The sequence below is a fragment of the Ovoidimarina sediminis genome, from assembly GCF_032586175.1.
GTDB classification, from domain to species: Bacteria; Pseudomonadota; Alphaproteobacteria; order Rhodobacterales; family Rhodobacteraceae; genus Ovoidimarina; species Ovoidimarina sediminis.
Map to the genome: position 1 here is coordinate 89,034 of NZ_JAWHTE010000010.1, position 20,194 is coordinate 109,227.

15 protein-coding genes are annotated in these 20,194 nt (G+C 58.0%); 9 read left to right on the forward strand and 6 right to left on the reverse strand.

Annotation, left to right across the window (positions count from 1 at the left end; genetic code table 11):
* The first annotated feature begins 87 nt into the window (after positions 1-87).
* Both RXV90_RS13180 and RXV90_RS13185 read left to right on the forward strand, forming a co-directional pair.
* Positions 88-1,830: a HEAT repeat domain-containing protein gene (locus RXV90_RS13180; protein WP_316649232.1), complete on the forward strand. Its 1,743-nt coding sequence runs from the start codon at positions 88-90 to the stop codon at positions 1,828-1,830.
* 19 nt (positions 1,831-1,849) lie between these two features.
* Positions 1,850-2,563: a hypothetical protein gene (locus RXV90_RS13185; RefSeq protein WP_316649233.1), complete on the forward strand. Its 714-nt coding sequence runs from the start codon at positions 1,850-1,852 to the stop codon at positions 2,561-2,563.
* Here the strand turns inward: RXV90_RS13185 and RXV90_RS13190 are convergent.
* A protein-coding gene (locus tag RXV90_RS13190) for an IS3 family transposase (RefSeq protein ID WP_316649234.1) occupies positions 2,553-3,679 on the reverse strand; the annotation gives its coding sequence in 2 pieces (ribosomal slippage) (positions 2,553-3,415 and positions 3,415-3,679; 1,128 coding nt in all). The two genes, RXV90_RS13185 and RXV90_RS13190, sit on opposite strands and share 11 nt — an antisense overlap.
* Positions 3,680-3,937: 258 nt before the next feature.
* Complete coding sequence (locus tag RXV90_RS13195; protein ID WP_316649235.1) at positions 3,938-4,906, reverse strand: helix-turn-helix transcriptional regulator; 969 nt, start codon at positions 4,904-4,906, stop codon at positions 3,938-3,940.
* A gap of 433 nt (positions 4,907-5,339) precedes the next feature.
* Here RXV90_RS13195 and RXV90_RS13200 point away from each other — a divergent pair, with 433 nt between their 5' ends.
* Positions 5,340-6,917 (forward strand): L,D-transpeptidase family protein, encoded by a 1,578-nt coding sequence (locus tag RXV90_RS13200; protein WP_316649236.1) that lies wholly within the window; start codon positions 5,340-5,342, stop codon positions 6,915-6,917.
* Between the two features lie 99 nt (positions 6,918-7,016).
* Positions 7,017-7,679, forward strand: coding sequence for a TetR/AcrR family transcriptional regulator (locus RXV90_RS13205; protein ID WP_316649237.1), 663 nt, complete (start codon positions 7,017-7,019; stop codon positions 7,677-7,679).
* A gap of 167 nt (positions 7,680-7,846) precedes the next feature.
* Here RXV90_RS13205 and RXV90_RS13210 read toward each other — a convergent pair.
* A protein-coding gene (locus RXV90_RS13210; protein ID WP_316649238.1) for an IS3 family transposase occupies positions 7,847-8,958 on the reverse strand; the annotation gives its coding sequence in 2 pieces (ribosomal slippage) (positions 7,847-8,703 and positions 8,703-8,958; 1,113 coding nt in all).
* Positions 8,959-9,285: 327 nt separating this feature from the next.
* Here RXV90_RS13210 and RXV90_RS13215 point away from each other — a divergent pair.
* From RXV90_RS13215 to RXV90_RS13235, 5 genes are all read left to right on the forward strand, one after another.
* Positions 9,286-10,752, forward strand: coding sequence for a sulfatase-like hydrolase/transferase (locus tag RXV90_RS13215; RefSeq protein ID WP_316649239.1), 1,467 nt, complete (start codon positions 9,286-9,288; stop codon positions 10,750-10,752).
* A gap of 115 nt (positions 10,753-10,867) precedes the next feature.
* Complete coding sequence (locus RXV90_RS13220; RefSeq protein WP_316649240.1) at positions 10,868-12,787, forward strand: DUF3604 domain-containing protein; 1,920 nt, start codon at positions 10,868-10,870, stop codon at positions 12,785-12,787.
* A 31-nt stretch (positions 12,788-12,818) separates the two neighbouring features.
* On the forward strand, positions 12,819-14,702 hold the full coding sequence (locus RXV90_RS13225; protein WP_316649241.1) for a DUF3604 domain-containing protein: 1,884 nt from the start codon (positions 12,819-12,821) through the stop codon (positions 14,700-14,702).
* Positions 14,703-14,762: 60 nt separating this feature from the next.
* Positions 14,763-15,572: a peptidylprolyl isomerase gene (locus RXV90_RS13230; RefSeq protein WP_316649242.1), complete on the forward strand. Its 810-nt coding sequence runs from the start codon at positions 14,763-14,765 to the stop codon at positions 15,570-15,572.
* A complete protein-coding gene (locus RXV90_RS13235) occupies positions 15,569-16,573 on the forward strand; it encodes a HupE/UreJ family protein (RefSeq protein ID WP_316649243.1) in 1,005 nt (334 codons plus the stop codon). The genes RXV90_RS13230 and RXV90_RS13235 overlap by 4 nt, the downstream gene beginning before the upstream one ends.
* Positions 16,574-16,764: 191 nt before the next feature.
* Here RXV90_RS13235 and terL read toward each other — a convergent pair whose 3' ends face one another.
* From terL to RXV90_RS13250, 3 genes are read right to left on the reverse strand one after another with little or no spacing between them, the layout of a single operon-like run.
* Complete coding sequence (terL, locus tag RXV90_RS13240; RefSeq protein WP_316649244.1) at positions 16,765-18,219, reverse strand: phage terminase large subunit; 1,455 nt, start codon at positions 18,217-18,219, stop codon at positions 16,765-16,767.
* Positions 18,194-18,631 (reverse strand): DUF5681 domain-containing protein, encoded by a 438-nt coding sequence (locus RXV90_RS13245; protein ID WP_316649245.1) that lies wholly within the window; start codon positions 18,629-18,631, stop codon positions 18,194-18,196. The genes terL and RXV90_RS13245 overlap by 26 nt, the downstream gene beginning before the upstream one ends.
* The gene (locus RXV90_RS13250) at positions 18,631-20,154 is read right to left on the reverse strand and encodes a DNA modification methylase (protein ID WP_316649246.1); all 1,524 of its coding nucleotides are present in this window, start codon (positions 20,152-20,154) and stop codon (positions 18,631-18,633) included. The genes RXV90_RS13245 and RXV90_RS13250 overlap by 1 nt, the downstream gene beginning before the upstream one ends.
* Between the last annotated feature and the right edge of the window lie 40 nt (positions 20,155-20,194).

A 20,194-nucleotide genomic window follows, 5' to 3' on the forward strand; every position in this document is an offset into this window, starting at 1 on the left:
TGTGCCGGGTGCCATGAAGCCGTCGGTCTCGCCTGGCGGCAGTCGCATCACGCATTGGCTTGGACGCCGGCGCGCCCGGATACCATCGTGGCCGATTTCGACGGGACAGACTTCTCTGGCGAGGGCGTCGAAGCCCAATTCAATATTGGAGAAGGAGGAACGTACGACATTACCGTGACCGAAGCAGATGGGGACACCAGAAGCTACGAGGTGCATTCTGTCGTAGGGATCGAACCTCTACAGCAATACCTGTTGGAAACGGCGCCGGGACGCTTACAGAGCTTCGACATAGTTTGGGATGTCGAGAAAGAGCGTTGGTACCACCTCTACCCGGGGCAAGACCTTCCCCCAGACGACGGGTTGCATTGGACAGGCCCGTACAAGAATTGGAACGGTCGCTGCGCAGAGTGCCACGCGACCGGTTTCAAGAAGAATTACAATCCCAGCACGCGTGGCTTTGCGTCGACGCAGGCGGAAATCGGAGTTGGTTGTGAGGCTTGCCATGGTCCGGGCTCCGAACACGTCGATTGGGCGGACGGGCAGGGTCTCGCCGAGGACGCCAACGATCTTGGTCCGAAGGGCTTTTCTGCATCGTTCGACGAAAGCGAGAAGACAATCCAACAATGTGCGGGGTGCCACTCGCGCCGTGAGGCCCTCGGTGACGGCAACCCCTTGCCAGGAACACTCTATCACGACGCCTACAACCTCGCCCTTTTGAGGCCCGGGCTTTATCATGCTGACGGGCAGATACAGGACGAAGTCTACGTCTACGGATCGTTTCTCCAGTCGAAGATGTACGCGCGAGGCGTCGGTTGTTTGAACTGCCACGATGCCCACACGGCTGAACTTGTGGCTGATGGAAACGCTGTATGCACCCAATGCCATTCACCCGCCGGCAATCCCGCGTTCCCGACTTTGTCGGGCTTTGAATATGATAGTGCGGCTCACCACTTCCATGCACCGGCCGGCGCCGGCGCTGAGTGTAAGAACTGCCACATGATCGAGCGGACCTATATGGGGATCGACGGCCGTCGAGATCACTCATTCCGGATTCCGCGGCCCGATCTGGCGCCGATCACCGGTGGGCCGGATGCCTGCACGGACTGCCATAATGACCGTGATCCTGCCTGGGCCGCAGCCCGGGTCACGGAGTGGTTTCCGGAGAGCCGCAATCGTGGTCCCCATTTCGGTATGGTGCTGGCGCGCGGGCGAACAGACCCTGCCGCCGAAACCGGCGACCTTTTGGCGTTGGCCGCCGATGAGGGACAGCCGGGCATCGTCCGTGCGACGGCTATGTGGCTCTTGGAGATCGCCTCCGACGGTGCGGCTGCGAGCGCCCTAGTCCCGCTTCTGACTGACTCCGACCCTGTCGTGAGAGCCGCCGCCATACGGCTTCAGAGAATTGCTCCGCACCGCGAACGGGTCTCCAGACTGGCCGGCGTATTGAATGACCCGGTCCGGACGGTGCGGATTGCGGCCGCGCAGGCACTCTTGGACGTATCGTCCACGGAATTGGGGGACGGCACCACGGCAGCTTTGCGCGCAGCTCTTGATGACTGGCAGAGAGCCATCAGAAATCGTCTCGATTTCCCGGAAACGCATCTGCAGAACGCAGGGCTCGCGTTGACGCAGAGAAACGTTCCGGCTGCGGTCAGGGCATTTCGCGAGGTAGTCACTCTTGATCCTCAGCGAGTGGAAGCATGGTCTATGCTGGTCCGCCTCGCGGCCGCGACCCGAGGTGCCGAAGGCGCGAGAGCCGTTTTAGATGAAGCACTCGCTCTGAACCCAGAAGATGAGGAATTGCGCAGTTATGACCGAGAGATCCCGTAGTTGTCAGATTGCCCCGAGGGTGATCACAGGCCTTTCTGGACAACCCTTTGGGTGCCGGTTGGTCGCTACGGATTCTTTCAAGATCGCACGGGAAACAGAGGCTCTCATGTTGGCACCTTCCATAAAAGTCGCCGTGGCGAGTGGGATCACCAGTACTCGTCAGGCGATTAGCGCCAATAAAATATCGGGTATGGGCGCAGGAAATCCCGGGCGGAGTTTTCGTCGGTTCTTAAAATTCCGACTTGGAATTTGGCGGGCCGTAAGAACCATAATTTTGAACGGCATCCGCGGATCTTTCCCCCTTGTCGGGATGCTTGCATTGTCCAGTGGTGCAGTAGCGCAATCCGACACCGAAGCCTTGGCCAAGCAGCTCTCTAACCCGGTTGCATCCTTGATCACCGTTCCATTTCAACTGAATTTTGACGACGGGCTTGGTCCGGACGGCAGTGGGCAAAGGACAACATTGAACCTACAGCCGGTTGTCCCGATCTCTCTCGGAGAAAACTGGAACCTGATTTCTCGCACAATTGTTCCGATCATTGACCAGAAGGACGTCATACCTGGTATTTCACAATCTGGCGTGGGCGATATCGTGCAAAGCTTCTTTTTCTCACCCAAGGCGCCCACCGCGGAAGGATTGATTTGGGGGGCCGGCCCAGTCTTTCTGTTGCCCACACATTCTGCAGTCTGGTCCGCCCCCACTGAGTGGTCCAAGTTAATTGTTAGTGCATGACGAGCCTCCGATCCATCGGGATGATGCTTTCCGGAGCTGGTGGGCGGTATCCGAGAGCACTGTGCGGGCGAACGGTGTTGTAATGGATACGCCATTGCTCGATGAGGATCTGCGCCTCGCGGAGTGAGTAGAAGATCTCGCCATTGAGCAGTTCATCCCTGAGCCGGGCGTTGAAGCTCTCGACGTAGCCGTTCTCCCAAGGTGATCCCGGTTCGATATAGGCGGTCTTGGCGCCGACCGCGGCGATCCAGTCACGGACCGCGCCGGCAACGAACTCGGGGCCTTTGTCCGAGCGAATGTACTCTGGTGGCCCCCTTAGTATGAAGAGATCGATCAACGCGTCGAGGACATCGATCGAGTTCAGCTTGCGTGCAACACAGATCATGAGCGCCTCCCGGGTGAACTCGTCGAGGATGACGAGGATGCGATAGGGTCGGCCGTCGTGGGTGCGATCCTGAACAAAGTCGTAGGACCAGACATGGTTTGGCCGCTCCGGCCTGAGCCGGATGCAGGAGCCGTCGTTCAGCCAGAGCCGGCTTCGCTTCTTCTGCTTCGGTGGGATCTTAAGCCCTTCGCGCCGCCAGATGCGCTCGACCCGTTTGTGGTTCACGTGCCAGCCCGCCTGGTTCAGCAGTGCCGTCACCGGCCTGTAGCCGTAGCGCCCATACTGCGTCGCCAGTTCGATGATGTCCGCCGTCAGGCGATCTTCATCCGGGCGGCCCCGCGGAACCTTGCGCTGTGTCGAGCGGTGCTGACCGAGCGTGCGGCAGGCGCGGCGCTCCGATACGCCAAGCGTCTGCCGCACGCGGTCGATGCACTGCCTGCGACGCGAAGGGCTCAGAAGTTTCCCTTTGCCGCCTCGGTCAGGATCATCTTATCGAGGGTCAGGTCGGAGACCGCGCGCCTCAGCCGGGCATTCTCCTTCTCCAGCTCCTTCAGGCGCTTCAACTGATCCCGGCTCATCCCGCCGTACTGTCGGCGCCAACGGTAGTATGTCTGCTGCGTCACGCCGATCTGGCGTACCGCCTCCGCAATACTCATGCCCTGACCCTGCAGCACTTCAACTTGCCGCAGCTTCATGACGATATCTTCAGGCTTCTCTCGCTTCCCAGCCATCTCCTGGTCCTCCAATAGACGGGGCAAAACTACCCCAGTTGGTGGACCACTTCAGTGGGGGCACTCCAAGGCGGGAGCCGGCGCGGCAGGGATCAATTTCGCAAGTTTCCGGAGGTTTTGGGCGGTTGCGGCGAGGAGGAACCCGCTCATGTCGGATCATTTGCTTCTGGCCTCACCGGCTGACTAACGCTTATCGAAAGTTTCATTGAAACCAGCGGTCTGAAGCAATAACCATTCGGCGAAAAAAAGGGATGCGGATCAAGGCGCCCTATGTTCGCGGTATATCTTCGGTGTCAGGCCCGTCCATCTGCGGAAAGCTCTTATGAAGTGAGAGCTGTGCCGGTAGCCAAGGCGCCCTGCGAGTTCCCGAACTGACATGCGTGTGTCTTGCAGCGACTGCACCGCAACTGAGAAGCGCCAGTGCTCCAGCATCTCTGAAAATGTCGTACCCTCCTCAGCGAGAGATCGCTGCAACATACGAGACGACATTTCGAACATTCCGGAGATCGAGGTAATGTTGAGATGCACTGGCGATTCGATTGAACCGAGTATCTTTTGCAGCCGGTCCCGCCGTCGTTCCGGCACATGCGGCAAGCCAGGTCTTCCACTCTCGCCGGGCGGCATCTTTCGGGTGAGAAGCGACGAATCGAAATACAGGCAATTGGCTATCTGACCGGTCCGAACCTCGACAGCCGAAAGGTCGAACAACTCTTCGAGAAACTCGGGATCGTTGAATTCAGTGTCTATCCGATCAGGCATCCAGTCCGGACCGCATGCGGCCCGGAAACCGTCGATTGCAAGAGGAAGGGAAAACATCGACTTCCATTCTGACCCGCGCTGTGCACCTGCCAGATACCGATCTTCGAAGATGGCCGTGCGGCCTTCCACTCTGACCAGAATTTGGTTGTCCGAGAAGATCCGGGCTTGCGTCGAACCTGCGAGATCTATGGCTTCCAGAACGTCATAGGTGCCGGTGATCGTTTCGCCCCAGCCAGGGATGTTTTGCATTGCGTACCATTGGGCGACGAACGCGTATGCCTCTCGTCCTTGTTCGGCGGCGACCTGTTCGAAGAATTGGCACACGCAGGCCTGCGGAACGATTGCTCCGGGATCATCTAAGCAAAATTCACCAAGGGACGTCTTGCGGTTTAAGCGGTGTAGATTAACGCCGGCAGACGACAGCGCTTGGAACGCGGGTTGAAGAAATCCAACGCTGACGCAATCCATTGAGGTACTCACGTATCGCCTGGCTCATCACCATGATGCTTGAAGGATTGTCGAGCCGCAACACAGTTGGCGGAAAGTGGTCAAAGATTGAGCCGAGGGCCATTGTCAGATTAAGCGGGCTGGCACTGTTAGAAGAACCCGAGCGCGATGGAGTGCACATTGGGGTGAAACGTTCAGATGACCGTGAGCAGTCCAATCTGATTGTACCATGTTGGGTGTTAGTGCAGGGGCGGCCTTGCCCAGGTTACAGTTGAATTGCGTCTTTTGCTTGTGAGGGAGGAAACGATCAGTTGGTTTTGGGCCACTTTCAGCAGCTCTTTGAGGGATAAGCCGTCTGACCACGATCATCAGTATCCGCTAGCTGAACGCGCAGGATGCTGCTTGAGATCGCTATCCTGTCGGCTAACCTAAGTCCAAAACAGTGGAGAGCAGTATGAAGAACTTCCTCCTCGCACTTCTGTTGGCTTTGCCAGTCTGCGGCCATGCAACGACAGCTGCAGCGCAGTTTGTCGAGGTGCCGCTCAGTGGGGCGGAGCAGAAGCGACTTGGGGCTATCCTGGGGTTTTTGAAAGCCTTCTATGCGGCCAGAGGTGACACGCCTGCCTGGGCAGATCCAAAGGACGTTCAGACGGCTTTGACTGTCATAGCCGAGGCAGAGGCCGATGGTCTCGACCCAGAAGACTTCGCGTTCACGAAGCTCCAGGCTATGGCTCAGCAAGGGCACTCAAGAGAACTCGACATTCAGCTTACTGCCAATATCGCGTTGCTCGGCTATGTTCTGCGAAACGGCAAAACAGACCCAAACGATCTTCTCCTCTCAGGCTTCTGGGAGCGTGTTTCCAAAAGCGACCCTGCATTTGATCTGAACTATGCAATCGAAGGCGGCATCCTTCGGGAGGTTATTGGGCGGCTTCGTCCTCAATTCGCATACTACGGTCAGCTCCAGCGGGCCTTAACTGACCTCAATGCGGTCTCTGCGCGGGGCGGCTGGCCTCAGGTTTCAGAAGGACCAACTCTTCGGCTGGGAGATCGGGGACCTCGCGTCGCAGAAGTCATCCAGAGGCTCGCTTCAGGTGGGTACATGGCCACAATCGCGATGGTCGGCGCTGACCCCGGGGATGTCTTTGACGAAGGCGTTCAACAGGCCGTCCGAGACTTCCAGATTGCGCATGGCGAAGATCCTGATGGCATTGTGGGTTCAAAGACCATAGCCGCTATGAACGTGTCTGTTCTCGATCGGATTGATCAACTGCGCGTCAATCTCGAGCGTGCGCGATGGATTGGAGAACTGCGAGATGAACGCCACATTATCGTGAACATCGCGGGCTACTACGCCGCCGTTATAGAGGATGGACGGCCTGTTTGGACGACACGGGTTATTGTTGGTGACGAGTACACCCGTACCCCGGTATTCCTCGACGAGATTGAATATCTTGAGTTCAACCCAACTTGGACGGCACCGCGAAGCATTATCCAGAACGAACTCGCTCCAAAGATCATCGCGGACCCCCGATACTTGGAGAGGAACGACTACTACCTTGCTGAGGCAAACGGTCGACGAGTAAGCCCAAGTTCGGTCGACTTTTCCACACTGACCCCGCGCAACTTCCCCTATTGGGTCGTTCAGGAACCGGGAGACAAGAACGCCCTTGGTCGGGTTAAGTTCGTGTTTCCCAACGCTCACAGTGTCTATATGCACGATACGCCGAGCCGTCAGCTCTTCGACAAGACGAAGCGCACGTTCAGCCATGGCTGCATCAGGACAGAGAACCCCTTGGAACTCGCAGAGCTCTTGCTGTCGGATCAAGGCTGGGACGCTGCACGCATTCAATCTGTCCTGGCCTCAGGGCAACGCACCCGCGTTCCTCTGGAGACGTCTGTTCCAGTCGCAATCCTGTACTGGACAGCAGATCCAACGCCCAGCGGCGTCAGGTTCTATCCCGACATCTATGGGCGGGACGCTGCAGTCCTGGAAGCGCTGAACACGCCGCTCCAGCTATCAGATCGATAGGCAAATCGTTTCGGTGCAGTTGATACCAACATACTTGCGCATAAGTGAACGCAAACTACGCTGTGAAGTCTTCCCGTTAATGCTAGCGAGGCAACATCGATGAACAGTGACAAAGGTCGAACGTTGCCAAATGGTGAGACCTCTGGTGCAAGAGGCAATACTCATAAAGGATCACACGCGACTGTGGAGCGCATAATTCTTGCGGCGCAGCAGATGCTGATTGAAGTCGGAAGCGCCGATCTAACTATGCGCAAGGTTGCAGAGGTTGCGGGCCTCTCACTTGGAAACGTTACTTATCATTTCCCTTCGAAGCGAGATCTTTTGATCGCGCTAATTCAAAGGCTAACGACTCAATATGCGGAGCAATTTAAACAAATTCTTGGCGAGATAGCCAAAGACCCCAACACAACATTGGATCAACTAGTTCGCTGGCTTCTCGGCGATGCGGCTGAATATGAGACAGCGGCAATCTTCCGGGAGCTTTGGGCAATGTCGCTTCATGACGACGTTATTCGGGATTGCATCGACAGTTTCTACGACCGTCATATGGCTGAAGTTGCAGCCATGCTCGAAGACCTCTATCCGGAAGTAGACTCGCAAGCGGCCGCCGAATTTGTTCAGATTTTAGCAATGCTTAGTGAAGGCACGGCAGTTTTGTACGGAACATGCCGAGACCGCAGGGTTCGACACGAGCGTGCTGTCGAAAAGGCTTGCGAAATTATGGGGGACTTGCTGCCTCTTGGGGGCGCTCCGCAAGATTGATTGAACTTTGAGCCTCTGATCGGCTCCCTTACGTTAGCGCGACCTCGATCCAAGAGAATGGTCATTGGGCCACGCTCAGCGCCTCATTGTAAGCCGACCAGTTCGTGGTCTTATAATTCGTAGGGGCCCAACTGCTCATGCTGACCTGCTCCCCATGGAGTCCGCATTTATTGATTAGCTCTGTTCAGGGTTTGGTCCTCTTCTGACCGTTGGTGATACTCCCGCGGGGTGAGCCCGTCGAGGCTCGAGTGCGGGCGGTGGTGGTTGTAGTCGTCGCGCCATGCCGCAATCAAATGGCGGGCATGGCGCAAGCTGGAGAAGAGGTGCTCGTTCAGGCACTCATCCCGCAGTCGTCCGTTGAAGCTCTCCACGAAGCCGTTCTGCATGGGCTTGCCCGGCGCGATGTAGTGCCATTCCACCTGGCTATCCTCCTGCCACTTGAGCATGGCGTTACTGGTCAGCTCCGTGCCGTTGTCGGAGCCCACCATGCAGGGCAAGCCGCGCATCTCGGCGATGCGATCCAGCTCTCGGGCGACCCGGATGCCGGAGATCGACGTATCCACAACCGTCGCCAGGCATTCCCGGCTGAAGTCGTCGATCACGCAGAGGATGCGGAACCTGCGGCCGTCATCCAGCGCGTCCGACACGAAGTCGAGCGACCAGCGCTGGTTCGGCCCCTGCGGGATCGTCATGGGCGCTCTTGTCCCGATCGCGCGCTTGCGTCCGCCCCGTTTTCGGACCGTTAACCCCTCTTCGCGGTAGAGCCGGTAGAGCTTCTTCCAGTTCACACCCCAACCCTCGCGCTTGAGCAGGACGTGCAGCCTTCGATAGCCGAACCGCCGCCGTTCAGACGCCAGTTCTTTCATCCTGGTACGCAGCTCCGTGTCCGCCGGGCGCATCGACTTGCGCCTATAGACACGCGGATCGATCCCGGCCAACGCACAGGCCCGCCTCTGCGAGTAGCTCTTCTCCTTCATGGCCCAGTCCACAGCTTTCCTCCTCGAACCGGGCCTCAGAAGTTTTTTCCGAGCATCTCTTTTAGTGTGGCCACATCCATCATCTGCTCGGCCAGCATCTTCTTCAGCTTTGCATTCTCGGCTTCGAGCGCCTTCAGCCGCTTCGCGTCGGCCACCTCCATGCCCCCGTACTTGCGTCGCCAGTTGTAGAATGTCGCATCGCTGATCCCGTGCTTGCGGCACAGGTCAGGCGCGTTCATGCCCGCTTGATGTTCCTTCAGGATGCCAATGATCTGCGATTCACTGAAACGGCTTCTCTTCATCGTCTGTCTTCTCAGATGGAGAACAGGCTAACCCCAAACCGAGGACTTTTCAGGGGAGCAGGTCAATGCCTCCAAGCTATCATGCTGGATTCATGCAGTGAATCCCTCGAACGATTTGTGCAACAAGGCCCTTCGAAGTGCCGCCCTTCAATTCCAACAAGCCTGTCTGATCGCCAGAAAGTTCCCAAGCGCGGCAGCTGAACTGATTAGGTCATCTGTACTAGATTGAATATGGCCTTTCTGATACCATAACACTCGGTCCGCAAAAAAATTGCGGCGAGCGTCAACCGTGACATCGATCCAAAACGTAGGCCGAAGGAGACGACGATGCGCACCAATGCACTGAACCTCGCTTTTGCGCTCCTGCTTGGGTTCTCGGCCACAGGCTCCGCCTTGGCACAATCCAGGCAACCCAATGTTGTTCTAATGCTGGCCGACAACCTGGGATATGGCGACGTTGGCGCATATGGCGCTGGCGAGATCCGCGGCATGCCGACGCCACATATAGATCAGCTTGCGGCGGAGGGTTTGCGCCTTACGCAGTTCTTGGTGGAACCTGGCTGTACACCTTCCCGTGCGGGATTGATGACCGGGCGTTACTCAATCCGCTCGGGCCTCTCGAAGATCCTTCTGCGTGGGACGACGAACACCCTAAAAGCCGAGGAGATTACGCTCGCCGAGGTTTTCAAGTCACGCGGCTACCGTACCGCGTATATGGGCAAATGGCACCTCGGCTCCGACGAAGAAAGCCAGCCCCAAAATCAAGGCTTTGACGAATGGCGGTTCGGCTTCTTCGGCACAACAGAGGCAACGCTCTACGGCGAGAGCATGGCGCGCACGAAGGCGCCAGAAAAGTGGCTAGCACTGATCCCTCAGATCATCGAGGCGGACCATGCAGGAGGACCGGTGAAGCCTGTACGAGCCTATGACTTGGAGTATCGGCGCTTCGTTGATCGGGATATCGCGAATGCAGCGGTCGACTACATCAAGACCCATGCTGGTTCGGACACACCTTTCTTCCTTTTCCTCGGTTGGACGCGACCGCATTATCCTAATGATGCAGCTCCAGAATATCACGGCAAATCACGTATCGGGTCCTACGGCGATAGCGTCATGGAACTGGATGGCAGAACCGGCGAGGTCTTGGGTGCGCTTTCCGAAGCTGAAATCGAGGACGATACGATCGTCATTTTTTTATCAGATAACGGACCAACCAAGACGAGCGGTACGGTCGGTGAAATCAACAACGGGTCAGCAGGACCATGGCGCGGCGAACTAGGTGACGGTCTGGAGGGTTCTATCCGCACGATCGGCATGATCCGCTGGCCAGGAAGAATCGCACCAGGCGTTACAAACGAGATGATCTCGGTCCATGATTTCCTGCCCACGCTGGCGAATATCATTGATGCGGACATTCCGTCGGATCGGCCAATGGATGGCATAGACCAGTCGGCTTTTCTTTTCGGTCAACAGCCGACCTCCAATCGTGAGCACCTGCTCACGTTTATCGGTGATCGGTTGGTTGCCGTGCGTTATCGACAGTGGAGGATGTATCCGGTCTCCTTTTCGTCGACCGACGGAACTGCGACGACCGGAGGATACCTTGGCCGCATGGGCGAGACGGCGGGTTTGCCTGAAATCTACAATATCGAGGCTGATCCACGCGAGGAACGCAATGTCGGTGCGGAAAACGGATGGCTCGTCGTCCCCTATCTGCAATTGATCGGGGAGTACATGGCGACACTCCAAGACCACCCAAATCCGAAAGCTGCAAACCTTACTGATTTCCGATGACTAAACGATTTTCTTCTACCCGGCTACCAACTGAAAAATGTACCGGGCGTCATAGCGAAGTCTCTGGCCCAGTAGCCCTGAAGCTGAATGCAAAAGAAAAGAAGGGGAGACAACGATGATCAGACGCCTTGCCTTGCTAGCGGCGACCGTTCTTTACGCGAACATTGCATCGGCACAGTTTTTGCCTTCGGAAGAATCTCTCTCCGACCTCTATTCCGGCAAGGCCTATTCTCCCTACGCCAACCGCGGCTTTCCCAGCCGAGTGTTTTGGGGCGACACCCACTTGCATACAGGGCTGTCGCCCGATGCTGGGCTTTTTGGCAATACCACCGGGCTTGACGAAGCCTACCGCTTTGCCCGTGGCGAACAGGTTATGGCGTCGTCCGGCCAGCCTGCCCGGCTAGCACGCCCCTTGGACTGGCTGGTCCTGACCGAACATTCCGATGCGATGGGCATGATCTCGGACATCTTCGCTGGCACGCCGGCAGTGATGGCCACCGAACAGGGCGCGCGCTGGCATAAGGCGCTGAGCGCCGGTGGAGAAGAGTCCGCAGCGGCGGCTTTGGAGCTGATCACCACCTTTTCACAGGGCCAAGTGGAGCCAGCACTAATCGGAAACTATGTGCCCGGCACTCCTGGCTATCAGTCAGTCTGGCAGTCGATCATCGACGCGGCCGAACGCTACAATGAACCGGGCCGGTTTACAGCGCTCATTGGATTTGAGTGGACCTCGGTTCCCTTGGGCAACAACTTACATCGAAACGTGGTTCTGCGCGACAATGGCAATAAGGCATCACTGGTGGAGCCGCCGGTCACGATTCCGCCCTTCGGCAGTACTGATCCACACCACCTTTACGACTGGCTGGAAGCCTATGAGGAAAAGACCGGTGGCAAGGCATTTGCACTCGCTCATAACGGCAATCTGTCGAACGGGCGAATGTTCCCCACCGAAAAAAGGTTCGACGGCAGCACCGTCGATCAGCGGTACGTGGAACGGCGCGCCCGTTGGGAACCGCTTTACGAGATCACCCAGATCAAGGGCGACGGCGAGGCCCACCCGATGCTTAGCCCCGACGATGAATTCGCGGACTATGAGAACTGGGATGCCGGCAACCTCGATCTTTCCGAAGCGAAGACCACCGACATGCTCGCAGCAGAGTATGCCCGCGAGGCCTTAAAGCGTGGCTTCGAACTTGAGGCTAGGTTTGGGACCAACCCATATCGCTTCGGTTTTTCGGGTGCCACCGACAGCCACACATCGTTGTCGACTGCGGATGAGGACAACTATTTCGGCAAGTCAACCATTGCCGAACCCTCGCCTAAACGTATGGAACATCCATTTACCAAGAACGAGAACGGGGCGTTCGAAGGCTATGAATTGGTCGCTTCGGGCTATACCGGTGTCTGGGCGATGGAGAACACCCGCGCCTCGCTGTGGGACGCGATGGTGCGGCGTGAAACATATGCCACGACTGGCCCGCGCATGACGGTGCGTTTTTTTGGCGGATGGGATTTCACCGAGAGTGATCTCAACAGCCGCCAGCCCGCCTTCCGTGGCTACGAAAAAGGCGTGCCTATGGGTGCTGACCTGCGCACAAGGGCGAGTGATGCGCCAAGCTTCATGGTCTATGCCCTACGCGATCCGATCGGCGCTAATCTGGACCGGATTCAGATCGTCAAAGGATGGCGCGACGCCGACGGATCCTTGCAGGAAAAGGTCTATGATGTGGCCTGGTCGGACGACCGCCAGCCTGCCGCCGATGGCTTCGTCCCGCCCGTTGGCAACACGGTAGATGTCGAAAATGCGAACTGGTTTAACACCATCGGCGCATCAGAACTGGGCACTGTCTGGACCGATCCGGATTTCGATCCTGCAGTTCCAGCCTTCTACTACACCCGCGTCCTTGAAATTCCGACACCGCGTTGGGTGGTTTATGACGCGTTCCGGTTCGGAGTGGAGATCCCCGAAGGTGCCGAAACCTCGGGCCAGGAGCGCGCCTATACCTCACCCATTTGGTACACGCCGCAAGGCTGATTTGAAGAAGGAACCCGATATGAAAACTCTGATGACACCCCTGCTGGCATGTACCCTGCTGACACTGTCGGGCACCACAGGTGGCGCCCAGGAGTCTTTTGGCGAGGGCACGGTCGGCGTGCTGGCGCAGCCGAGCTATTCTCCCTATGCGGGACGCAACTTTCCTACTAGGCCGCTTTGGGGTGATACGCACCTGCACACCGCCTTGTCGCTCGACGCTCGCGCCGCGGGCGTAATTCTGACTCATGACGACGCTTACAACTTCGCCAAGGGCGAAGAGATCACTACCTCGAATGGCATGCGCGCGCGGATCGGCCAGCCACTGGACTGGCTGGTGATCACCGACCATTCCGATGCCATGGGCGCAATGAACGAAGTTGTGGCTGGCAATCCGATGCTGATGACCGACGCAACAGTGCGTGACTGGCATGAACGCATCAACCAAGGTGGTGCGGTAGCGCTCGAGGCTGGGTTGGACATCGTTGACAAGTTCTCTCAGGGCAATTCGCCAGAGATCCTCTTGTCCCGCAAGTTCCAGCGGCAGATCTGGGATGGCGTGCTGGAAGATGCTGAAGAGCATAACGATCCAGGTCGGTTCACTGCGATCATCGGATTCGAGTGGACCTCGACTCCAGGCGGTAACAATCTGCACCGCAACGTGCTGCTCCGTGATGGAGCCGACAAGGCGGGTTTGGTGCTGCCGCTGACGGTGGCCGAGGGCGTGGATCCGCGCAAGCTCTGGGCATGGATGGAAAACTACGAGGAAAAGACCGGCGGACAGATGCTGACGCTGGCCCATAACGGTAACCTATCGAACGGCATTATGTTCCCGGTCGACAGGCTCGAATTCGGCGAGGAGATGACTGCTGAGTACGTCGAAATGCGCGCCAGGTGGGAGCCGCTGTACGAATACACCCAGATAAAGGGTGATGGCGAGGCGCACCCCGCGCTGAGCCCCAATGATGAATTTGCAGACTACGAAACCTGGGACCGCAATAACCTTGGCCCGGTGCCAAAAGAGCCGGACATGATCCAGTACGAATACGCTCGCGAGGCGCTGAAGAATGGACTGCTGCTGGAAGACCGGCTCGGCACCAACCCATACAAGTTCGGCGCCTCGGGCGCCACTGACAGCCATACCGGCATGGCCACGGCGGAAGAGAACAACTTTTTTGGCAAGCATTCGCTGACCGAGCCTAACGAAAATCGGATGACCACCGATGTAGGGCATTTCGACACCGTTAGCTGGCCTGGCTGGTATCAAGCTTCGTCGGGTTACACCGCTGTCTGGGCAACCGAAAACACGCGCGAAGCTATTTTCGACGCGATGATGCGCAAGGAAACTTACGCGACCACCGGATCGCGCATCACTGTGCGGTTCTTCGGCGGCTACGACTTTGTGGCCAAGGATGCGCTCAGTCGGCGGCCTGCGAATGAAGGCTATGCCAAGGGAGTGCCAATGGGTGGCGACCTGCCACCAGCACCAGAGGGCAAGGCACCGACGTTTCTCGTGGGCGCGTTGAGGGATGCCTACAGCGGCAATCTCGATCGCATACAGATCGTAAAAGGTTGGCTAAACGCAGACGGGACAACAGGCGAGAAAGTTTACGATGTGGCCTGTGCTCAGAGGGCAATTGTCGATCACGAATGTGCGGGCGATGTCGGGAACACTGTAGACGTAGCCAATGCTACTTGGACAAACACCATCGGTGATCCAGAACTCATAACGGTTTGGGCTGATCCGGATTTCGATCCCGCGCGACCTGCGGTTTACTATGCCCGTGTGATTGAAATTCCGACCCCGCGTTGGACGGCCTATGAGGCCAAGTATTTTGGCATCGAGGCGCCTGCTGAATCACCTATGATCACGCAGGAGAGGGCGTACACCTCGCCAATTTGGTATACGCCTGACTGATAACGAAACCTGTTTGTGACAAGGGAATCGATCACGTCTGCTGCTTTGCTCGTTCGTGCCTTGCGCGAACCCCTCGTTCATTTTCTGATCGTTGGTGCATTTTTGTTCGTTGTACTGGAAGCGTCCGGCGAGGAAAAAGACTGGCGCCCAGGAAAGATCGTCATAACCGAGGAGACTGTCGATCGTCTGTCGGCCAACTTCGAGGCGACATGGCGAAGGTCACCGGACCAACGCGAGTTGAATCTTCTGATCGAAGACTATGTTCGGGAAGAAATCTATGTTCGCGAGGCCCTCGCCCTCGGCCTGGATCAGGACGACGCGGTAATCCGAAAGCGACTGCGCCAGAAGATGGAGTTCGTCGCAGCGTCGTTTGCCGCAGCGATGGAGCCTACGGAAGAAGAACTTCGCGAGTTTTTCGCAGAGAATGCCGACAAATACGTGATCGAGGGCGCTTTGGCCTTCCAGCAGGTTTTCTTAGGCGAGCGGCCCCACGAGGCGAGAGTGGTTGCAGTTCGCAAAGCACTTGCAGATGGAACGGACCCGATGACGATTGGCGAGCGTACAATGCTGCCAAGTGAAATTGGCCTCTCCAGCGCCGTGACCATCGATAATTCCTTCGGTCCGGGGTTCTACGAAGCGGTGATTCCGTTGGAGGCGGGTGAGTGGCATGGCCCGGTGAGTTCTTCCTTCGGAGTGCATATAGTTCGGGTGACGGACAGGAAGGAACCTGCCGCACCGGATTTCAAAAAGGTCATTGTTGCCGTGCGGGACGATTGGCGCCGGGCGAATATCGAACGCATCGTAGAGATGAACTTTGATCGGCTGCGCGAACACTACGAGATCAGTTTGCCCGAACCGGACGAAAAATGAAGAAGGCGCTGGTCCTCCTTTTCGTCGTCTTCGGTACATTAATGCCCGCTGGCCTAACATTCGGGCACGCGCTTGAGCCCGGCTACCTCTCGATTGAACAGGCGGAGGGTGGCGACTTTCGCATTTTTTGGCGTCGACCGGATGTCGGCGGCGCACCAATGCTGCTTGACCTTGAATTGCCCGAGAACTGTTCGCCTCGGCAGGCACTGCCTCCGCGCTTCGACGGGCGCGCCTGGATTTCAACGTTTTCCTCAGAATGCGTTGACGGCTTGGGCGGCGGCCGGATCACCATCCATGGTCTGGAAGCGACCCGAACAGATGTGCTCGTGCGCCTTAGTGTCTCCAGCGGCACAACGCTGACAGAACGGCTCACGCCCGACCGAGTCATGATGGTGGTGCCGACCCGGCACGACCTGATCAGCGTCTTCGCGTCCTATTTCGGGTTGGGCTTCGAGCACATTCTCGAAGGTTGGGATCACCTTCTGTTCGTCTTCGCGCTCCTTCTTCTGATCCGTGACAGTTGGCGTCTCGTCGGGGCAGTCACGGCGTTCACGGTGTCCCACAGCATCACGTTAGCTGGCGCGACGCTCGGGTGGCTTTCTGTTCCGTCGGCGCCGGTCGAGGCGACGATTGCACTTTCGATCGTGTTTCTTGCATCGGAGCTCGCCCAAGCCACGCCCGGACGGCATCGGCTTTCGGAACGGTTCCCGTGGTTGATCACGTTCAGCTTCGGTCTGCTTCACGGACTGGGTTTCGCGGGCGCGCTCGCCGAAATCGGCCTACCATCCGGCGAGGTGCCGCTCGCTCTCCTGGCCTTTAACCTGGGTGTCGAAGCCGGTCAGCTTGCCTTTATTGCCGTCATCCTTGCCGTAGGCTGGCTAGGCAACGCAATCCCGAGAGTGAACCGATTTATGCTGAACGCTACCACTCGAACTGGGGCGGCCTACGTTATTGGTTGCGCTGCTAGCTTCTGGTTGATCGAACGGATTGCCCAAGTTTAGGGCCAGAGGTAATGGCGTCCGTTGTTCGCGCCGTTGCCGGAAATTCTAAAACTACTTCAAAGTCGTCACAGAGCCGCCTCCCACTCATGAGCGGCCAGGGAGGAAGCCGGATTCGAACTCTGGGATCGGAATCGCGAATATCATTGTAGAACTAGCTTTTTGTTGGCTCCACTCCTTGGCGCAGCGGCTTCCTACCAAGCTGCGATTACTCGAGATTTCGCCCGATGCGTAGGATTGTGCATGTTGTGCTTGTAGGGGCGACTGAAGAACCAGAGAGCCTGTGAGAGCGCATCGACCTGGTCATTGTTGGCACCGTTTGGAAACGCGCGCAGTTCGCTGATCAGCTGTTCCAGCCAGTCCGCTTCTTCGGGAAGATAAACCCGTCTCGCCGAGATCATCACCATGGCCAAGTCCACTCGCACCTCCTTGGAGCGTTCTGGCTTGGGGTAGAACCTCTGGACCAACTTCTCGGCCACTTCCGGCGGGTATTTCGCCTGGAGTTCCTGCACAAGCGCAATCCCGCTCGAGGCGTATTCGATCAGAAAGAAGTCAGCAGCGAGCTTCTCCTGCAAGATCACAGCCCGCTTACGCAACTCTGGGAACTTCCATCGTCCGCGCCACGAACCTATGAGGTAGATGCATCCGTCACTGATCATCCAGTGCTGGATGACAGAGTAGGATCCCGATTTCGAACCGGAGGCCGCATCGATGCTAAGGAACGTCGTATCCCAGGTCTTCGGCAACACCTTGTAACGGCGGAACAGAGACAGATCGATCAAGCCGCCTCCCGCCGGCAGCGGGGCCTGTTGGTACTGGGCAGAGTAAGCCGCGGGGCCCATGGCGCTGCATCGGCTCTCCAGATGGTCTGCCGTGAGGTGGTGGGGATGCAGAAGCTCGCCCTTGCGGAAGAGATGCGTCTCATCCGGCCCAATGGGAACCTCCACGTCTTTTTCAGCTACGGCCGGCAGGGACAGGTGGGACCAGGGCTCGATCTCAAGCAGATGCGCCGAGGCATCGTTGAGGGCGAGACGCTGTTGAACGACCAAGAAGACGACCTCGGAGGGCTTGTTGACCCGCCCCATCAACACCTCGCTGATCCAGGTGTTGACCTTCTCCAGCGCCTGTTCGTTCAGGGCGTCGGACGCATCCTGCGGATCGTCGATGATGATATAGTGCGCCCCTTGGCCGGTGATCTTCGAGTCAACCGAGATGGCCTTGCGCTGGCCACCCTGGCTTGTGCGGTAGATCAGTTCGGTGTCTTTGTCTGCGGCTGGCGACATCGTCGGGAACACCTGCTTGTACCAATCCGACTCCACGATCTTCCGGAAGTTGGCGTGAAACTCGGCCGCAAGATCGAGGTTGAGCGACACGCAAAAGATCGACTTGGTTGGATCGTGGCCCAGCAAAAAGGCCGGCCAGGCGACCGAGAAGATCAACGACTTCAGGGTTCGCGGCGGCACATTGATCATTACCCGGCGGGTGTCGCCCAGCGTTGCCTGCTCCAGCTGCCAGATCATCGCCTCGATGTGCCAGTTGTGGAGGTAGGTGTCCCCCGGATGGAGAGTGTCGAAGACCTTCCGAACGAACGAGCGAAAGTCCTGTCGGAGGAGGGCCCAGATTTCAGAATTCGTCGGGTAATGGTTCATCGGATGTTCCTTTCTGATCCGGGAGTGCCTGCCCCGTCGCGCGACGCACGTACTCAATCAGGAGCGCTGCGTCCTCTTCGCTGGCCGGCAGGGAGGCATCGTTTGATGCCGGTTCGTTCAGGTGGATGTTGATCTGGCGAAGAAGTTCAGTGAGCTTCCGCGGGTCACCCGCAAGAGCATCGGCCACAAGGCGCTTGGCCAAAGCCTCCATCTTGGAGACCTCTCGTCTGCCGCTGCCATCCGAGACGACGATCTTCTCGGTCAGTTCGTTCTTGATGGCAGATTTCAGGGAGAGAGAGGCGGGTTTTCGCCCGGCCGGATTGCCGGACTGACCCTTCTTCCACCGCGTATGCGTTGGTGTCCTATACTTGCCAACCTCGTAGTCGCCCGATTTCTTGTCGTCATCAGACATCACAAGCCCTCCCGTGCTGCTTGATGGGCTGCGTTCTGCGCGCGGTATTCCGAATCTGCCTCTTCCGAAGGGCTTTCGACGGACCGCTCCTGCGCCAGTTCCTCGAACATCTGGCCGGTCTTGGCGAGCACCGCCTGCCCGCTGGTCATTGCCTGCCAGCGGCGGATCGCGACATCGACGTAGCAAGGCTCTATCTCGACGCCGAGACAGCGCCTGCGCGTCCGCTCGGCGGCGAGCAGTGTCGTGCCGGAGCCAAGGAACGGATCGAGCACGAGATCACCCGGAGCGGTGACATCCAGGAGCGCATCCATGACCATCCGGAGGGGCTTCGTCGTGGGATGCAGGCTGTGATCGTCGTCGGGATCGGTCCGCCCACCGGTAGCCCCGGCATAGTGCCAGACATTCGAACGGTTCCGACCGTGCTGGCCAAGCTCGATGTTGTTTCGGTGCGAGGCACCGGGTTTTCGGGCGACGAAGATGAACTCGTGCTGGCTCCGGTAGAGGCTCCCCATCCCAGGGTTGGTTTTGACCCAGACACAGATATTCAGGCGATCAAGCCCGAGCGCGTCGAGCGCTTCGGCCATCTCACCGACGTGGCGCCAATCGATGCAGGCGAAGAGGACACCGCCAGGCTTCAGAACCGCGACCGCGTTTCCAAGAGTGTCCGTGAGAAACGCCAGGTAATCGCCATCGGACATCTCGCCGCTGGCTTCGACAAATTCCTGGAACCCCGCGTTGGTCGACCGGGCATTCCCGGCAATCTTCACGTTGTAAGGTGGATCCGTGAAGACGGCGTGGATTGCCACGCCTCCGAGCATCTCACGGATCTTGTCGCCGTCGCGGGCTGACCCGCACCAAAGCCGGTGGTCGCCCAGGATCCACAGATCGCCAGGACGGCCCACCGGAGCACGTTCGTCATTGACGTTATCGTCCAGTTCATCCGCCGGATCAGGTTCGGCGGCATCGAGGTCCCCAAATTGGATCGCTTCGATCTCTGGAAGCGCAAAGCCAGGGAACTCGAGATCGCCGGTGATCTCAATGATCTCGTTGATCTCGAGGTGGACAGCCTCCTCGTCCCATTCGCCCGTTTCCTGGGTCTTGTTGAGGGTCAGGGCTAAACGGCGGATTTCTGCGCCGGGAAGATCATCGACGACAATACAAGGTAACTTCTCGGCGCCGAGAAGCCGGGTGGCGGCCAGGCGGCTGTGGCCATCTACGACTTCATACCGAGTCTTGCAGTCCTTGCGCCTGACCAGGATCGGGATCCGGTTGCCGAAGCGCTCGATCGAGCGCTTGATGGTCTCTACCTGCGTCCTGGCCGCGCGATGCAGACGTCGCGGAGCGTCGTCAATCTCGTCTTCGCTGACCCAAAGGATTTCTAGATCGGGGAAGGGGTCGTTGCGACCACGCTTCGCTTCGGCCGGCAAGTCCGGGCGGGCAGTATTATGTCGTGTCAATAGGGCCGACGCGGCGGTTTCGCCACTCGGCAAGCTCTTTGATGAATCGGGCATACGTGCCTCCATCCTTCGAGTTTCGGTCTCGATGTGATGGTGGAGGGCCTCC

Bases quoted from the DNA above. Each gene is read 5' to 3' on its own strand.
- RXV90_RS13225 (WP_316649241.1), top strand. From the start codon at position 12,819: ATGACACCCCTGCTGGCATGTACCCTGCTGACACTGTCGGGCACCACA.
- RXV90_RS13250 (WP_316649246.1), bottom strand. From the start codon at position 20,154: ATGGAGGCACGTATGCCCGATTCATCAAAGAGCTTGCCGAGTGGCGAA.
- RXV90_RS13195 (WP_316649235.1), bottom strand. From the start codon at position 4,906: ATGGATTGCGTCAGCGTTGGATTTCTTCAACCCGCGTTCCAAGCGCTG.
- terL (WP_316649244.1), bottom strand. From the start codon at position 18,219: ATGAACCATTACCCGACGAATTCTGAAATCTGGGCCCTCCTCCGACAG.
- RXV90_RS13220 (WP_316649240.1), top strand. From the start codon at position 10,868: ATGATCAGACGCCTTGCCTTGCTAGCGGCGACCGTTCTTTACGCGAAC.
- RXV90_RS13200 (WP_316649236.1), top strand. From the start codon at position 5,340: ATGAAGAACTTCCTCCTCGCACTTCTGTTGGCTTTGCCAGTCTGCGGC.
- RXV90_RS13235 (WP_316649243.1), top strand. From the start codon at position 15,569: ATGAAGAAGGCGCTGGTCCTCCTTTTCGTCGTCTTCGGTACATTAATG.
- RXV90_RS13205 (WP_316649237.1), top strand. From the start codon at position 7,017: ATGAACAGTGACAAAGGTCGAACGTTGCCAAATGGTGAGACCTCTGGT.
- RXV90_RS13245 (WP_316649245.1), bottom strand. From the start codon at position 18,631: ATGTCTGATGACGACAAGAAATCGGGCGACTACGAGGTTGGCAAGTAT.
- RXV90_RS13215 (WP_316649239.1), top strand. From the start codon at position 9,286: ATGCGCACCAATGCACTGAACCTCGCTTTTGCGCTCCTGCTTGGGTTC.